The 15148-nt window shown below is 64.4% G+C and carries 13 protein-coding genes; 11 read left to right on the top strand and 2 right to left on the bottom strand.

Translation table 11 applies throughout. From position 1 onward, the window contains the following. Window positions 1-31 precede the first annotated feature (31 nt). Both ACFWAY_RS26790 and ACFWAY_RS26785 read right to left on the bottom strand, forming a co-directional pair. Window positions 32-1462 (bottom strand): aldehyde dehydrogenase family protein, encoded by a 1431-nt coding sequence (locus tag ACFWAY_RS26790; RefSeq protein WP_378512801.1) that lies wholly within the window; start codon window positions 1460-1462, stop codon window positions 32-34. Window positions 1463-1544: 82 nt separating this feature from the next. Beyond that, entirely contained in the window at window positions 1545-3011 is a 1467-nt protein-coding gene (locus ACFWAY_RS26785; protein ID WP_378512800.1) for an aldehyde dehydrogenase family protein, read from the bottom strand. Between the two features lie 283 nt (window positions 3012-3294). Here ACFWAY_RS26785 and tal point away from each other — a divergent pair, with 283 nt between their 5' ends. The 11 genes from tal to ACFWAY_RS26730 all read left to right on the top strand — a co-directional run bounded on the left by tal (window position 3295) and on the right by ACFWAY_RS26730 (window position 15108). After that, window positions 3295-4572, top strand: a complete 1278-nt coding sequence (gene tal, locus ACFWAY_RS26780) for a transaldolase (protein ID WP_378512799.1) — start codon at window positions 3295-3297, stop codon at window positions 4570-4572. Window positions 4573-4576: 4 nt separating this feature from the next. Then, window positions 4577-6223 carry a glucose-6-phosphate isomerase gene (pgi, locus tag ACFWAY_RS26775; protein ID WP_378512798.1) on the top strand — a complete coding sequence of 549 codons (1647 nt, stop codon included), beginning with the start codon at window positions 4577-4579 and terminating at the stop codon, window positions 6221-6223. A gap of 362 nt (window positions 6224-6585) precedes the next feature. Further along, window positions 6586-7041 carry a hypothetical protein gene (locus tag ACFWAY_RS26770; RefSeq protein WP_009479929.1) on the top strand — a complete coding sequence of 152 codons (456 nt, stop codon included), beginning with the start codon at window positions 6586-6588 and terminating at the stop codon, window positions 7039-7041. A 7-nt stretch (window positions 7042-7048) separates the two neighbouring features. After that, window positions 7049-7573: a pyridoxamine 5'-phosphate oxidase family protein gene (locus ACFWAY_RS26765; protein ID WP_378512797.1), complete on the top strand. Its 525-nt coding sequence runs from the start codon at window positions 7049-7051 to the stop codon at window positions 7571-7573. A 144-nt stretch (window positions 7574-7717) separates the two neighbouring features. Further along, entirely contained in the window at window positions 7718-8530 is an 813-nt protein-coding gene (locus ACFWAY_RS26760) for a glutamine amidotransferase (protein WP_378512796.1), read from the top strand. A 7-nt stretch (window positions 8531-8537) separates the two neighbouring features. Further along, on the top strand, window positions 8538-9569 hold the full coding sequence (locus tag ACFWAY_RS26755; protein WP_378512795.1) for a LacI family DNA-binding transcriptional regulator: 1032 nt from the start codon (window positions 8538-8540) through the stop codon (window positions 9567-9569). Then, a complete protein-coding gene (locus ACFWAY_RS26750) occupies window positions 9566-10516 on the top strand; it encodes a PfkB family carbohydrate kinase (protein ID WP_378512794.1) in 951 nt (316 codons plus the stop codon). The genes ACFWAY_RS26755 and ACFWAY_RS26750 overlap by 4 nt, the downstream gene beginning before the upstream one ends. 75 nt (window positions 10517-10591) lie before the next feature. Beyond that, window positions 10592-10981, top strand: a complete 390-nt coding sequence (locus tag ACFWAY_RS26745) for a nuclear transport factor 2 family protein (protein WP_378512793.1) — start codon at window positions 10592-10594, stop codon at window positions 10979-10981. An 824-nt stretch (window positions 10982-11805) separates the two neighbouring features. Continuing rightward, entirely contained in the window at window positions 11806-13263 is a 1458-nt protein-coding gene (locus tag ACFWAY_RS26740; RefSeq protein WP_378512792.1) for a nicotinate phosphoribosyltransferase, read from the top strand. Between the two features lie 94 nt (window positions 13264-13357). Continuing rightward, window positions 13358-13978, top strand: coding sequence for an HAD family hydrolase (locus tag ACFWAY_RS26735; RefSeq protein WP_378512791.1), 621 nt, complete (start codon window positions 13358-13360; stop codon window positions 13976-13978). A gap of 152 nt (window positions 13979-14130) precedes the next feature. Beyond that, a complete protein-coding gene (locus tag ACFWAY_RS26730; RefSeq protein ID WP_378512829.1) occupies window positions 14131-15108 on the top strand; it encodes a ribose-phosphate diphosphokinase in 978 nt (325 codons plus the stop codon). Window positions 15109-15148: the final 40 nt, after the last annotated feature.

Raw genomic sequence — 15148 nt, 5'->3', positions numbered from 1 at the left:
GGGCACGAGTGCTCGACCTCCCGTGGGTGTGTCAGTTCTGGTTGTCCCCGAAGATGGCCTTCACCTCGAGGAAGTCCTCCAAACCGAACTTGCCGAATTCACGGCCGTTGCCGGACTGCTTGTATCCACCGAACGGTGCATTGGCGGCCAGCGGGGCACCGTTGAGGTGCACCATTCCGGTCCGCATCCGCCGTGCGACCTTGCGTGCACGTTCGGGGTTGCCGGAAGACACCATGCCGGCGAGCCCGTATTGGGTGTCGTTGGCGATGCGCACCGCGTCGTCCTCGTCTTCGTAGCCGATGAACATCATCACCGGCCCGAAGATCTCCTCCTGCGCGATCGTCATGTCATTGGTGACGTCGGCGAAGACGGTGGGCTTGACGAAGTAACCCTCCTGCAGCCCGTCCGGGCGGCCGGTACCACCGACAACGAGCGTGCCGCCCTCGTCGATGCCCTTCTGGATGAGTCCCTGGATCTTGTCGAACTGTGCCTGCGACACCACGGGACCGACGGTCGTGCCCTCCGCATCCGGCGCTCCGACGACGATGGTGGCCGCGGCCTTCTTTGCGATCTCCACAGCCTCGTCCATGCGATCCGCGGGGATGAGGATGCGGGATCCGGCGTTGCAGGACTGGCCCGAGTTCACCACCATGCCGGTGACGTCGCGGGTGATGACGTCGTCGAAGTCGGCGTCGTCGAGCACGATGTTCGCCGACTTGCCGCCGAGTTCCTGGGCGACGCGCTTGACCGTCGGTGCCGCGTTCTTGGCGACCTCGACGCCGGCCCGCGTCGACCCGGTGAACGAGACCATGTCGACTTCGGGGTGCGCGGACAGTGCCGTTCCCACGGTCAGGCCGTCACCGTTGACGAGGTTGAAGACGCCTGCGGGAACCCCGGCTTCGTCGAGGATCTCGGCGAAGATGATCGCGTTGAGGGGCGCGATCTCCGACGGTTTGAGCACCATCGTGCATCCGGCTGCGAGGGCGGGCGCCACCTTGGCGACGATCTGGTTGAGCGGCCAGTTCCATGGGGTGATGAAGGCGCAGACGCCGACCGGCTCGCGCACCACCGTCGTGGTGTCGATCGTTTCCTCGAACGTGAAGTTCTCGAGGGCGTCGAGCGTCGCCATGAAGTGCCCGAGACCCGCCGGTGCCTGAGCGGCCTCCGCGAGGCCGGTGGGCGCTCCCATCTCGCTGGTGACGGCGGCCGCCAGGTCCTTCATGCGGCGTTGGTACACCTCGATGATTTTCTTCAGCAGGGCGATGCGCTCGGCCGGGGTGGTCGAGGCGAAACTGTCGAAGGCCGTGCGTGCGGCGGTGACTGCGAGGTCAACGTCCTGTTCGTTGCCCATCGCGATGGTGGCGATCGGCTTCTCCGTCGCCGGGTTGATCACCTCGAGCGTCTTCGAGCCGATCGGGTCTACCCAGGTGCCGTCGATGTAGAACTTCCGAGTGTGGTCCATCGTTTTCCTCCGTCGAAGCGTTGGTTGTTCTGAAAAGTGCTGGGGCCAAGCGGTTGATCTCGAAAATGTGCGATCGCCCCCGTCAGTTCGGCGATCTGAGATAGACCGTTTTGGTGGTGGTGAAGAACGTGCGGGCAGCCTTTCCCTGCTCACGATTCATGCTGCTCGAGGCCTTGACGCCGCCGAACGGGACGTGCGGCTCTACACTCGCCGTCTCCCGATTGACATGGACCAGGCCGGAATTGATGCGGTGCACGAACTGCATGGCTTTGGAGATGTTCGAGGTGAACAGCGAGGCCGACAGGCCGAACTCGGTGTCGTTCGCCGCGGCGAGGGCTTCGTCGAAATCCTCGACCTCGGTCAGGACGAGCACCGGGCCGAAGATTTCCTCCCGCACAAGTCGGCTGGACGGGGCCACACCGGTCAGTACCGTCGGTTCGAGGAAGCAGCCCTCACCGTCTGTCTTGCCACCGAGAAGGATGTCCGCACCCTCCTCGTGTGCGAGCCGAAGGTACTCGACGACGGTGTCGCGTTGCTCCGGTGAGGACATCGGCCCGATGTCGGTGGCCTCGTCGTACGGGTTGCCCACCACCAGTCGGTTGACCTGGGCGAGCAGCAGTTCGCGGAATTCCGTGGCCACCGGGCGCTGAACATACACACGACTGGTGGCCGTGCAGCGCTGTCCGGCGGCCAGCATGGCTCCGCGAACTACCTGCACGGCCGCGTCCTCGAGGTCGGCGTCCGCCAGCACGATGGCGGGGTTCTTGCCGCCGAGCTCGAGTTGCACCTTGACGTTGCGGTCTGCGACCGCCTCACGGAGGCGGACACCGACACCGTTGGATCCGGTGAAGGTCAACGCCGCCAAGCGGTGGTCCCCGGTCAACGAACCGGACAGGGAACGGCCCTTGCCGGTGACCAGATTGAGCACACCGGTCGGCAAACCCGCCTCGGCGAAAATTTCGGTGAGCAACACCGCGCTGCCGGAGGCCACTTCGGCCGGCTTCCACACCACGGAGTTGCCGAATGCGACTGCGGGAGCGATTTTCCACGTCGGAATCGCGAACGGAAAGTTCCACGGCGTGATGGCGCAGACGATCCCGAGGGGTTGCTCGACGGTGAGCAGAACGGTCTCGGGGTTTGCGCTCGGGTAGGTCTCGCCCGAGGGCTGCTGCAGATCGCCGGCGTAGTAGCGCAGGATCGCAGCGCTGCGCAGCACCTCGCCGCGGGCGTCGCGGATGGCCTTGCCCATGTCGGCGGTGAGCCGGCGAGCGGCTGTCTCGACCCTGGCCTCGAGCAGGTCGGCTGCTCGGCGCAGGACGTCGGCGCGTTGGACGGCAGATGTGGCCGCCCATCCCGGCTGGGCCTTCTCGGCCGCGTCGTAGGCGCGGCGGACGTGAGCGGGAGTCGCCGACGCGAAGGTGCCCGACAGGCGATCTGTCTCGTACGGCTCGAATCGTTTAAATATCTGTTCCGAGGTGCACCACTCACCATCGATGAAGAGTGTCGCGGCCTCGTCGAGGAGCGTTGCAGACGCAGAGGTGTTGGACATGGTCACCTGACCTGGGGCATGGAAGGAGTCGAACGTGGGATTGCAGGGCTATCACCTGCGGCGATGGAACGCGACGGCATCCGAGTAGGTGTGTCGCGTCCAGGAATCCCGCCGGGGTGTCCGAGCCGGAGCGTCATCGCGGCGATCAGGCCGACCGAGGCGCTCGGGGAATCGTGGGTCGTGAGGTTGTCAGGGGCATTCGGCATGTGATGAGATGACCTCCCGAGTAGAAACGTTTACATGACAATAAGTGCCCATGCCGGAACGGTCAAGGAGACTTCGAATGAGAAACGATCGAGGGCGCACCGTTCGCCCCCACGAGTACCTCGGCACCGACGAAGGGCCGGCGTGGGAGGGGTGCAACTCCGCGGAATCCTCGGCCGCGCCCGGCCCGCTCCAGCGGCTGTCCGCCGCCGGCGTCGCCGTGTGGCTCGACGATCTGTCTCGTCACCGCCTGGCGTCGGGGAGCCTGGCCGCACTCGTGCGGAACTGGTCCGTGTCCGGCGTGACCACCAACCCGTCGATCTTCGAGAACGCCCTGCGGTCGGGTGAGGACGCCTACGGTGAGCAGATCCGCGAGCTGGCGATCGCGGGGGCGGATGCCGCCGAGGCCGTACGTGCGTTGACCACCACCGACGTCCGGTGGGCCTGTGAGATTCTGCAGGAGACGTACGAACGGTCCGGCGGTGCCGACGGATATGTCTCGATCGAGGTGGATCCCTACCTTTCGCGCAACGTGCCGGGCACCGTCGCCGAGGCCCGCGATCTCTTTCGATCGATCGGTCGCGGCAACGTCCTGATCAAGATTCCGGCGACGGCCGAGTGCCTTCCCGCCATCACACAGACGCTCGCGGCCGGCATCGGCGTCAACGTGACGCTGATCTTCTCTCTCGAACGTTACGAAGGCGTCCAGGACGCATTCATGGCCGGTCTCGAGCAGGCCCGCGCGAACGGCCACGACCTGTCCGGCATCCAGTCGGTGGCATCATTTTTCATCTCCCGAGTGGACACGGAAGTAGACCGGCGCCTGGGCGAGGACGCTCGCGACTACCTGCGCGGGGCGGCAGCGCTAGCAAACGCCAGGCTCGCCTACGAGAAGTTCGAGACGATGCTGCGCACTCCTCGATGGCGCGCGCTCGAGGCCGACGGCGCCCACCCGCAGCGCCTCCTGTGGGCATCCACCGGGGTCAAGGACCCCGCGTACTTCGACACCCGGTACGTCACCGAGTTGATCGCCGCCCGAACGGTGAACACGATGCCGGAGGAGACGCTACGCGCCGTGGCCGATCACGGGGTCGTGGACGGCGACAGCATCTCCGGAACATACGACACCTCGCGCACGATCCTCGACAAGCTCACACTCGCCGGAGTCGAGTACGACGACGTCGTCCGTGCGCTCGAAACGGAGGGACTGCAGAAGTTCGAGGTCGCCTGGAACGACCTCACCTCGACCGTCGCGCTGCTTCTCGACGACGCCCGCGCGCAGATCGACCGGCCCCGTAACCCAGCACAGATACCACCGCCGTTCCCCGTCTCGGCGGTCCAGGCCCGAGAAGTGTGAGGCGATGATGGAATTCCTTCAGACCCCGGTCGATCAGCGGCCGCAGTGGGCCGCGCTCGCGAAACACCGAGCGCGCCTCGACGGAGTATCGCTTCGCCGACTCTTCACCGAAAATCCCGGTCGCGCTGCCGAGTTCACCCTCGGTGTCGACGGACTGCTATTGGATTACTCGAAGAACCTCGTCGACGCCGAGGTGATCGGCGAGTTGGTCGACCTCGCCTACGCCGCCGGGGTGGACCGGCGGATCGAGGCAATGTTCGCGGGGGAGCGAATCAATACGACCGAAGATCGCGCCGCGGCACACGTGGCACTGCGCGCCGCACGCGGTGAGCGAATGGTGATCGACGGAGGTGACGTCGTCCCGGGGGTGCACCGCGTGCTCGACGACATGGCGGCCTTCGCGACCCGGATCCGGTCGGGGGAGTGGCTGGGATACACGGGTAAGGCCATAAAGAACGTGGTGAACATCGGGATCGGCGGGTCGGATCTCGGCCCCGCGATGGCCGCCGAGGCGCTGTCGGCCTACTCGGATCCGGGACTGAACGTCCGTTTCGTCTCCAATGTCGACGGCTCGGACATCGTGTCGGCGGTCCGGGATCTCGATCAGAGCGAGACCCTGTACGTCGTCGTGTCCAAGACGTTCACCACTGTCGAGACACTGACCAATGCGCGCACCGCGCGCCGGCTCCTGGTGGACGCGCTCGGCAACGAGGATGCGGTTCGCAGACACTTCGTCGCCGTCTCCACCAATGCGGAACAGGTGCGTCGCTTCGGGATCGATACCGAGAACATGTTCGGTTTCTGGGATTGGGTCGGCGGTAGGTACTCCGTCGAGTCGGCGGTCGGACTGTCGTTGATGATCGCGATCGGGCCGGAGAACTTCGCCTCGATGCTCGACGGCTTCCGTGCGATGGACACTCATTTCCGCGAGGCGCCGTTCGCCCGCAACATGCCGGTGCTCCTCGCACTGATCGGACTCTGGTACAACAATTTTCACGAGGCTCAGACTCATGCCGTCCTGCCCTACAGCAAGTACCTCGCACGCTTTCCGGCGTACTTGCAGCAGCTCGACATGGAGAGCAACGGCAAATCGGTGGACACCGAGGGCCGGCCGGTCCGGGTCCGAACCGGCCCGGTCGTGTGGGGCGAACCCGGCACGAACGGCCAGCACGCCTTCTACCAGCTGCTGCACCAGGGCACCCATCTCGTCCCCTGCGACTTCATCGGCTTTCTTCGTCCCGTCGACGGTCCTGACGAACACCACGATCTGTTGATGGCGAACTTCTTCGCTCAGACCGAGGCTCTCGCCTTCGGTCGCAGTGCGGAGGAAGTGGCGGCTGCCGGGGTGCGGGCCGACCTCGTCGCGCACCGAAGTTTCGCGGGGGGCAGACCGACGAACACGCTGCTGGCGGGCAGGCTGGACCCGTTCGTGCTCGGTCAGCTGGTGGCTCTGTACGAGCACAAGGTGTTCACCCAGGGGGTTCTGTGGGGGATCAACTCGTTCGATCAATGGGGTGTGGAGCTGGGCAAAGTGCTCGCCCACCGCATCGTCGACGAGCTCTCTCAGGACGAGCCGCCCGCGCTCGGTCACGATGAATCGACCAACTCCCTGGTCTCGCTGTACCGGAAGGCGGCGGCCCGGCGGGTGTAGTCACGGACCGGTGGAGACCGACACGTTGCCGCCGTGCGCTGAGGGAACAGGGCTGTCCACGGTGCGGTATGTGCAGGTCCCGGGCCTGGCGACGGCGTCCGGGACAGGCACGCGAGAATCCTCCCGAACACTTGACGCTCCATAACCGCTCTTGTAGATTAGAAACGAATCCAGTCGGCATTACAACAGGTGGAATGCCAGATTAGATCTCCAAAGTGGAAACGTTTCACACCGGCGAGCAATCCCGGTGGTCGTCGCGGGGAACTCACCCGAAGATCCAGCACGAGCCAACTGCGCTCAGTCTGCCTGGCCACCATTGTGGATGCTCTCGGAAACCGACTCGAAATGAAGGGAAGACCCGGATGGCCGACTTCGATCCGTCAGCGCCGAACGCGCGACGGTACCCGCGGGTGATCACCGAAGACGAGATCAGCAGCATGCCGCGCCTACAGTTCAACACCGGCATCGACACCGCGATCTTCCTGTCACGGGAGCGCGACGACGCACGCTACTTCCGCCAGGGCTACTGCTACCAGGAGCCCGACCACGCCCCCTACAACTGGGAGCAGCCCAACTTCGACGAGACGCACTACTGCCTCGAAGGGCACATCAAGCTGCGGGTCAAGGATGCGAACGACCGAGAGGTCGTGCTCGAAGCCGGTCCGGGCGAGCACATCTACCTGCCGGCCGGATACACCTACACCCTCGAGAACACCGGTGTGCGGACCGTCTTCTTCTGGACCAGCGGACCGTCTCCCCGCGTGGGACTCGTCGAGGTGCCGGATTACCACAAGACCCTCCAAGAACTGAGGAAGTGAGAGAGCAATGGCCGTGACCGCAAGCCAGACCGCCCCGCTGCGGGGCGACAAGAGGTGGGGTTACCTCGACAGGGCCAAGAGCATCCGTGTGGCGAGCGTGAACGCCGACGGGACCATCTACCTGACTCCGCTGTGGTTCGTCGTCGACGAGAAGAGGATCTTCCTGCCGATCGACGCCGGTAGCCGCCACGGTGCGAACTCGCAGGCGGGCCGGAAGATCGCCGCGCTGGTCGATTCGGGCGACGAGTACGCCACCGTCAGCGGTGTACGCATCCTGGGAACGCTGGTCGAAGCCACCGACGAGGTTCTCGTGAAGAAGCTCCAGGACAAGGTGTTCGAGAAGTACTTCGGCACGGGTCACCCCTACGCCGAGCAGTACTTCGAGTTCGGTGAATTCGCCGACCGCCGCTACCTGGAACTGGTGCCGGACAAGATGATCGGCTGGGATTCACGCGAGACGACGATGCCGCAGGTTCCGGAAGCTCGTGTGCTGCCGGACTTCGTAGGAGACCGGCCGCTCCCCAAGAGCTGACCGATCCGTTCATCGCCGCAGATCACGGCGGACCGGCATCGCCTCGTTCACTGACGGGGACGCCGGTCCGCCCGCTTCCGACAACGACGACCGCGGGCGACGGCTCGAGTTGCACACACACATTCTTTGACATTTGGAGTAGGTATGACTTCGACTAAGGACGGCGCCACCCGGGTGCTCGTGGTCGGCGAATCGTGGATCAAGCACACGGTGCACATCAAGGGCTTCGACGAATTCCGCACAGTCGAGTACGAGGAAGGCGGCGGCGTCTTCCTGGGCTCGCTGGAGGCTTCCGGGCTCGACGTGACGTACATGCGCGCCCACGAGATCTCGGGGCGGTTCCCGAAGACGCTGGAAGAATTGCAGCAGTTCGACGTCGTGGTCCTCAGCGACATCGGAGCGAACTCCTTCCTGCTGGCCGACGAGACGTTCCTGCGATCCGAACGCAGCGTCAACCGGTTGTCGCTGCTGGCGGACTTCACCGAAGCCGGCGGAGGCCTGATCATGGTGGGCGGCTACATGTCGTTCACCGGGATCGACGGCAAGGCCCGCTACGGGATGAGCCCGCTGGCACCGGTGCTGCCGGTCACCATGCTCGGCTACGACGACCGCATCGAAGTTCCCGAAGGCCTCGACGCCACGTTCGACGAGCCGAATCACGAGATCCTCGGCGGGACCCCCGCGGAATGGCCGATGCTTCTCGGCTACAACCGGGTCATCGCCAAGTCCGACGCGACGGTTGTCGCGCACTTCGGCGAAGACCCGCTGCTGGTCGTCGGTACCGCCGGCGTCGGCCGCACGGTGGCCTTCGCGTCCGATTTGGCCCCCCATTGGGCGCCGCCGGAATTCGTGCAGTGGCAGCACTATCAGGCGCTGTGGACTTCGATCGTGAACTGGGCTGCGGGCCTCGACACGAGCCTTGTGTCGCCGGTGCACGCAGTTGCTGCGGTAGATTGAGAATTTTATGAGCAATGGTCAGCCCCCGACGATGAAAGACGTGGCCCGGCACGCGGGCGTGTCCGTGAGCACAGTCAGCTACGTCTTGAACGACAGCGGACCGGTTGCGCCCGCACGTCGCGCCCGCGTGCTCGACGCTGTGCGGGTCCTCAACTACGCACCCAACGAGGCTGCGCGGGGGTTGAAGAGACGTTCGGCGCCCACGATCGGACTCGTGGTCCCCGAACTGTCGAACCAGTTCTTCGCGCTCCTCGCGGAAGGCGTCGAACAGGCCGCAGCTGCTCGTGGAGTGCTCGTCGTGTTGTGTGCCCCCGAAGCCATCGACGGAGGAGAGTCGCTCAACGGGCGACTGCTGCGAAGTCAGCGGCTGAACGGGATCATCTATCTGTCGGGGGCGTCGACGTCACCGACGTCGCTTCTCGAACTCACCCGGCTCGGTCCGATCGTTCTGGTGGACGAGCAGGTCCCCGGATTCGACCTGCCGGCCATCGTGTCGGACAACCGCCGCGGTGCCCGGGAAGTCGCTCGACATGTGCTCGAAGCAGGCCATCGCAAGATCGCCGTCATCGGCGGTCCCGAGGGTCTGTGGACGGCCCAACAGCGACTCGCCGGTTATCGGGAAGCGTTGGCAGCCGCCGGAATCGAACCCGATACCGTTCCGGTCTTCGGTGGAAACTACCGGCAGGAGTCGGGTACGGAACTTGCAGCGAAGGCATTGGCCGGGCCGCCGTCGGAGCGTCCGACAGCGTTGTTGTGCGGGAACGACCTGATGGCCATCGGCGTGCTCGAGTACTGCCGATCCGAGGGCATCCGAGTGCCCGAAGAACTCAGCGTCGTCGGATTCGACGACCTACCGATGGTCTCGCTCCTCACGCCGAGATTGACCACAGTCCGCCAACCGGCTCGGGACATGGGTGTGCGAGCCGCGAACCTGCTGTTCGAACTCATCGACGACAAGGTCGACCCTCCCGCGCCCGAGCCGTTCCCGACCCTGCTACAGATAAGAGATTCCGTGGCCACACCCTTAGGTAGTTCATGAGTACGTCGCTGGACGCGGGCACCACCCGGGGGCGAGTGTTCGTCGTCGGAGCGATCAACGTCGACCTGGTCGTCGCCGCGGAGAGACTGCCCGGTCCGGGCGAGACCGTCGTGGGAACCCGCGTCGAACGGTACGGCGGCGGCAAAGGCGCCAACGCCGCGGTGGCGGCCGCGCGGGCAGGTGCGGAAGTGCATCTCGTCGGAGCGGTAGGCGCGGACGGCAACGGCACCGAAGCGCTGGACGAACTCACCGCCGAGGGCATCTGGGTGGACGGTGTCACCGTCCTCGAGCACGAAGCCACCGGGGTCGCGTTGATCGTCGTCGACCCGGGCGCCGAGAACCAGATCGCCGTCGGTGCGGGCGCCAATGCCGCACTGAGCGCCGAACACGTGACGCGGGCCCTCACCTCCGACCTGAGACCCTCGGATTCAGTGCTGGTCAGCACGGAGATACCCGACGCCGCGGTGGAGGCTGCGGTGGTCGCTGCCGCCTCGGCGGGTGCACGCTGTGTCCTGAATCCGGCCCCTCCCATTCCCGGGGTTGCCGCTCTCCTCGGGTACGGGCCGATCCTGACGCCCAATGCCGGTGAGTGTCTCGAACTCGCCAAGATGCTCGGTGACGAGCACACTCACGCCCGCAAGGCTGCCGCCGCGATCATGGCACGCACCGGCGCCCCGGTCGTCGTCACCCTGGGAGGTGACGGTGCCCTGGTACTCACGCCCGACGGGAACGTCGACCACGTTCGGCCACGGCCTACCGTGGCCCGCGATACCACCGGCGCAGGCGATACCTTCAATGGCGTTCTGATCACCCGGCTAGCGGCGGGAGACGAGCTCGACGGCGCCGTCCGAGCTGCGAATGTTGCTGCTGCGCTGTCTGTTACCCACGTCGGGGCCCGCGCAGGGATGCCTCGCGCCACCGAGATCGAGGTCGGCAGTCGGGCGTAACCACCCTTCGAGGCCCCTGTGCGGCGATCATCAGCGCACCCGGAGGCTTCCCGAACCCGAGCATATGGAGCAACCATGACTATTGACGACCGTGCAGCGTTGATCGACCAGTTCGTCTACGCCTGGAACATCAAGGACGTCGACGCACTGATGAACCTGATGACCGACAATTGCACCTTCCACTCTTCGGTCGGCCCCGATCCGGGAGTCCGGTTCGAAGGTCATGCCGATGTTCGTCGCGGATTCGAGATGTACCTTCGACCAAGCGGTTCGGCGACTGAAACCGTGATGGAGAAGCCGCTTGTAAGTATGAATTTTGCTGTAACCCGGTGGACTACCTTCCAGAGGCACGGGGACGGCACCGTTCTGGAAACACGTGCGTGCGACGTGTTCGAGTTCGAAGGCGACCGCATCAGGCGTAAGGACACCTACCGCAAGATTTCCACTCCCGTTACTGCTTCCTAGAGGTAACTACGCAGAGGAACTAACTGAATGTTGTCGGGTTGCGGTCGGAGACCGCAACGTGATCACTCTGACGCCACTGACAAGTGTCGGAGCGCGGACCCGCCCGGGGTTGGGGTAAATAGGGCGACCGTCCCGCAATGAGCGGGAGAACCGAATGGTCGCTTCGTCGAGTCGGCACCGACCGGTCGCCTCGCCGTGCCGGCGCTTGGCCACGGCGCCCTCGACTCCGGCTGCGAGAATACGGTCATTCACTCGTGTGGATGGCCGTATTCGTCTGTCTAGGTGCACGTTTCGTTGCCTGGTCCAATTCCGTCACGCGGCCGGTCGGCAGGTGTTCGCGGGTCGCTCAGGCATTCGCGACAAGAGTAGAACCCTTTCTATTTTCTGGTCGTTCTATCGGGTTTTAGGGTTCGGCAGTGCCGGGGGACGGAGCGCGGAAGCGGGATGTGGCCGGCTGATCGTTGGCGAAAGATTGTCCAGGCCAGCAGCTGCGCGAGCCGCTTTTCGAGCGCAGTGCGCGAGCTGAGAACTGATCTCCGTGAACCTCTTGACTGCGCGACTATAAACGTTAATAGTATGTGTGATGCAGCGCACTGAGAGAGCGAACCCGCTGTGTGTCGCCCGCGGGACGGGTACCGGCTCTCTAGATGTAATGAGTCGAAACATGTTGGTAACCAACGTCGTACAGGATCCAGTGCTAGGTCGAACGCAGCACCTCGGAGGCGAAGGTTCGGCCGCATTCGCGGGTACTCTCCTGGACCTGGAAAATTCAGACAGCAGAGAAGTAGCAACGATCACACACCACGAGAAAAGGCGAAATTGCGATGGCTTTGACCCGGAGTTACGACAACATCATCATCAACACCGATAGTTACAAGCATTGTCATTACCCCCTGTATCCGGCGGGCACGGAGTATGTGTCCAGTTACATCGAGTCGCGGGGTGGGGAGTTTCCGGTGACGATGTTCGTGGGCTTGCAGGCCTTCATCAGGGAGTATCTGCTGCGTCCGATCACGCTCGAGGATATCGATCAGGCGGAGTGCATCACCCGTGAGCAGGGGATGCACTTCAATCGGGAGAATTGGCTGGGGATCCTCAACGATCACGGTGGGTTCTTGCCGGTGGAGATCGAGGCGGTGCCCGAGGGCCTGGTGATGCCGACCCGCAACGTGCTGGTGCAGATCATCAACACCGATCCGAAGTACTTCTGGGTGACGAGCTTCTTCGAGACCGCCCTGCTGCGTGGGGTGTGGTACCCGACAACGGTGGGCACCATCAGCTGGCTGGCCAAGCAGGTCATCAAGGAGGCGTTGGCCCGGACCTCCGATCACCCGGAAATTCTGCGACACTGCCTGCACGACTACGGTGCCCGCGGGGTGAGCTCGCAGCAGTCGGCCGCGCTCGGGGGGTTGGCGCACCTGGTCAACTTCAACCAGAGTGACACCGTGCCGGGGATTCTCGCGGCGAAGGAGTACTACAACGCTGTGTCGCCGGCGAATTCCGGCCCGAACTCCGAGCACGCCAGTTTCTGCGCGTGGGGGCGCGAGAACGAGGCCGCGGCGATGCGGAACATGCTCGAGGTGCACGCACCGAGCGGGGTGGCGTTGCTGCTGACCGACACCTACGACCACGAGAACGCGGTCAAGAACATCATCGGCCGCGAGCTCGCCGACGTGATCCGCAACTTCCCCGGACTGGTCGGGGTGCGCCCGGACTCGGGTGACGTGGTGCAGGTGACCGCGGAGACGACCGAGTGGTTGATGGACAGCTTCGGGTACACCACCAACAGCAAGGGCTTCAAGGTGCTGCCCGACTATGTGCGGGTCGTGCAGGGTGACGGAGTGAACCGTGACAGTCTCCCGCGGGTGTATGCGGAGCTCGAGCGCCGCGGTTTGTCCGCGGAGAACGCGATCTTCGGGATGGGTGGCGGGCTGTTGCAGCACTGCAACCGGGACACGATGAACTTCGGGCAGAAGGCCAGTGCGGTGTGTGTCAATGGTGAGTGGCGGGGCATCGCGAAGGCGCCGACCGGGGATGCGATGAAGGCGTCCAAGCGTGGCCGTCTCGGGTTGCGACTGTCGCAGGGTGAGTATCAGACGGTGCCGCGGGAGTCGATCTCGCCGGAGGAGAACATCCTGCAGCCGGTGTTCCGTGACGGCAAGTTGCTGCGGAAGTGGGATTTCTCCGAGCTGATCGAGCGTAGTGAGCGGGAGGTGCCGGAGAGCTATTACGCCGACGCCATCGCACCCCTGCACAACGACGCTGAACTCGCACTCTCCTGAGAGCTGCCGGCGACCGGGCACAACCTTCGCAACGCCCTGGTCGCCGGCCCCCGGGCAGGCTTGTAACTCGTTCCACACACAGTTAGGTTCACAGATGACTAAGCTGCACGTCTTCGACATGGACGGCACCCTCCTGCAGTCCACTGCTTCTATCGAGATCTCGAGAGCGGTCGGAGAACTCGCTGCGGGCGAGCTGATCGAGCAATCCTGGTTCAAGGGCGAGATCAGCGATGTGCGTTTCTGGGAACTCTGCCTTCCACTGTGGGAAGGGCTCAGCGAGGCGGACATCGATGGCGCGTTCGCCGCCTCCCCGTGGATCGGCGGCGTGGTCGAAGTCTTCGCCGATATCCGCAACCGTGGCGAATACAGCACCGTCATCTCTCAGTCACCCCAGTTCTTCGTGGAACGTCTGACCGGTTGGGGCGCCGACTCGGCGTTCGGCGCGCAGGTGGCGTTGAGGAGCGAGGTCGGCCCGGAGAGTCTCCTCAGCGCCGAGGACAAGATCTCGATCGTCAGCAAGCTACTCGCGGAGTATGGGCTCGCCGAAGGGGACTGCGTCGCTTACGGCGACTCCACGTCCGACATCCCGCTGTTCGGAAAGCTTCCGAACACGGTGGCCGTCAATGCGAGCGCCCGGGTCCGTGAGCTTGCGACGATCGAGTACGAGGGGTCCGATCTCCGCGGTGCATACGTCCTCGGCCGCGGACTGCTCTGACCGGCGCCGCCGCACGTCGACGACAGGCAGATCAGTACTACCTTCCACCAACACGACAGTGAGGTCCTTGAACGGTGGCCGCCTTGAGAAGCATCCCGACAAGTAGTGGTGCGGACAGCGCCACGTCCGTGGATACCGCAACGAGCATGCCGATGAACTACGGCAAGCGGTTGAAACTGTTTTCCGGTCGAGCCAACCCCGACATCGCGAAAGCGATCGGTGCCGAGCTGGACGTGGGGCTGAGTCCGGTTGTGCTGAAGACCTTCTCGAACGGGGAGGTGTACTGCCGGTTCGAGGAGTCGATCCGCGACGCCGACGTCTTCATCGTTCAGCCGACATGTACCAATCCCGATACCGGGGTCACCACCAACGACGCACTGATGGAGCTGATGGTGATGATCGACGCCGCGGTGGCTGCCAGTGCGCACCGCGTCATCGCCGTGACGCCGTGGTACGGGTACTCGAGGCAGGACAAGCAGAGCGCCCCGCGAGAGCCGATCTCTGCACGTATGGTCGCGCGGATGCTCGAATCGGCTGGAGCAGACCGTCTCCTGGCGATGGATCTGCATGCAGGACAACTCCAGGGCATGTTCAAGATCCCGGTGGACCACATGACGGCAATGAGGTTGCTCGCTCAGTACTTCATCGATCTCGACATGGAGGATCTCGTGGTGGTGGCACCCGACGCCGGCCGGGTGAAGCTGAACAAGAGTTTCGCCCAGTGCGTCGGCGCCGATCTCGCGATTCTCGACAAGGAACGCCCGAGACATCAGGTCGCCGAGATAGGTCACGTGATCGGAGATGTTCGGGGCAAGACCGCGATCATCGTCGACGACATGATCGATACCGCCGGCACGCTCCGTGCTGCGGGGGAGATGGTGATGAGGGCAGGAGCGTCGAGGGTGTTCGCCGCAGCCACCCACCCGGTGTTCAGCGGCCATGCCTACGACAACCTCGCCGCATCGCCGTTCGAAGAGATCGTCGTGACCGACACGATCGCGCTGTCGCCCCAGGCACCGGCCAACGTGCGCGTGCTGTCCTGCGCCGGCGTCCTCGCCGACTCGATCAGCCAGGTCTTCCGAGGCGGATCCGTCAGCGAAGTGTTCGGCAGTGAGTACCAGTTGTTCTGATCGATCGAAGTGGGAGCCGCCGAGCCGCGCTCGGGGTTCT

Origin of the sequence: Rhodococcus sp. NPDC059968, from assembly GCF_042738615.1 — a bacterium.
GTDB lineage: Bacteria > Actinomycetota > Actinomycetes > Mycobacteriales > Mycobacteriaceae > Rhodococcus_F.
The sequence above is the reverse complement of the archived record's forward strand: the minus strand, read 5'-3'. Positions and strand labels throughout refer to the sequence as shown.